Source organism: Streptomyces sp. NPDC054956 (assembly GCF_053609185.1).
This window is the reverse complement of sequence record NZ_JBSGXB010000631.1, coordinates 1-1461: the sequence shown is the minus strand read 5'-3', so window position 1 is coordinate 1461 and position 1461 is coordinate 1. Positions and strand designations below refer to the sequence as shown.

The 1461-nt window shown below is 69.6% G+C and carries 3 protein-coding genes; 1 reads left to right on the top strand and 2 read right to left on the bottom strand.

Annotated elements, in window-relative coordinates; genetic code table 11:
• On the bottom strand, positions 1-353 hold a 353-nt coding region (locus ACWGDE_RS38925; protein ID WP_453393815.1), incomplete at its 3' end, for a PIG-L deacetylase family protein.
• Positions 354-510: 157 nt separating this feature from the next.
• On the opposite strand from ACWGDE_RS38925, the gene ACWGDE_RS38920 reads away from it, so the two are divergent.
• Positions 511-1065 carry a hypothetical protein gene (locus tag ACWGDE_RS38920; protein WP_453393814.1) on the top strand — a complete coding sequence of 185 codons (555 nt, stop codon included), beginning with the start codon at positions 511-513 and terminating at the stop codon, positions 1063-1065.
• Here ACWGDE_RS38920 and ACWGDE_RS38915 read toward each other — a convergent pair.
• A complete protein-coding gene (locus ACWGDE_RS38915) occupies positions 1051-1380 on the bottom strand; it encodes a hypothetical protein (protein WP_453393813.1) in 330 nt (109 codons plus the stop codon). The genes ACWGDE_RS38920 and ACWGDE_RS38915 overlap by 15 nt on opposite strands.
• Between the last annotated feature and the right edge of the window lie 81 nt (positions 1381-1461).

Genomic DNA, 1461 nt, shown 5'->3' with positions numbered 1-1461 from the left:
GCCCACTTCTGGTCGTACCAGGGTCGGACGTCGACGGTCACGGTGGCCATCTCGTCCGGAACCGTACGCAGTCGTTTGCCCACGCCGGCCACGAGGTCCGCGAGTTCGGAGCTGCCCGAGCGCGGGTGTGTGGAGAGGTGGAGCGCACCGGGTTGCCATGGCGGTCCGGCCTGAGGGTAGAGGTCCTCGAGTTCGGCGGCGTGCACGGCCAGCAGGTGGCTGCCGGCGGCCCAGGTGGCTGTCACGACGGCGGTACGGGCGCCGGCCGCCGCGTGCAGGGCGAGGACTCCACCGGCTGCCAGGGATTCGTCGTCGGGGTGGGCGAAGACGCCCATCACGCTCGGCAAGGGCATGGAGGGATTCAACCTCGCGCGGGTGGCCGGCCGGTAGAGGGCCTCCTTCGTATCGCGCCTGTCGGGTAACAGCTGTTCTGGGCCCAGCAGTTGTGATGTCCTGAGTCGGGGGCGCGGCTGGGTGAGGGCTGTCGGTGACGTGGATGGGGCGAGGGGCATGGAGTCGGGAACCGCAACGCAGTTGATCACCGTTGGGGCCACTCTGGGCGGCGTCGTGCTCACCCTTCTGGCCAATGGCTACCTGGAGCGCCGCAGGGCACGGGACACCCGCGAACTCGAGTCGCTGCGCGTCGATTCGGAGCATGCGAAGTGGCTGCGGGAGGAGCGCACGAAGGCCTACGCCGGCCTCTCGCTCGCCGGCGAGGAGGCGTTGCAGTTCATACGCTCCGAGATGTCGCTGCTCATCGGCCCGGAGGGAGCCGGCCGACGTACCGAAGTGGAGGCGCGGTGGCGCGAACTCCGCACCGGGCTGCGGAAGGCCTACAACCAGGTGGCGCTCTTCGGGGCCGACCCGGCACGGACAGCCGCCCTGCAGATGTGGCGGACGGCACGTAACGGAGGCAACGACTTCCTCCGCGACCTGGACGCGGGCGACGAAGCCCTTTCCGGTCCGGGCGAGCTCTCCGAGCGGATCAGGGCGATCGCATCGGACCTCGGCACCGCCGGCGACCGATTCCTGGAAGCCTGCCGCGTGGACCTACAGCGTGGCTGATCCCTTTCCCGCATCCGCTGCCGACCGCTTGGCGATGAACTGCTTCGCGGCCTCGATCGCTTCCCCGTTGAGCTCTTCCAGGGCAACGCCCCGGCCCTCGTCCCAGTCGCTCAGGATGAGCGCGCACTGGACGAGGGGCTCCAGCTCCTCGGGGTAGCCGAGGTCGGAGGCGATATCGGCCCAGATGGTGTAGGTGCCGGTGGCGGGATCCAGGGATCCGTCGGCGATCTGACCGGCGACCCAGTGGGCCATCGCCCACTGGGCGGCGCGCGGGTCGGCGGGCGGCTGGAAGAGCAGTCCCAGCTCTTCCAGCACCTGGCCTTACTGGTCGCGGGCTGCTGGTTCTTCCCACGCGAGGAGGGCTGCCATCAATGGGTGGGAGCGTATCTCGACAAC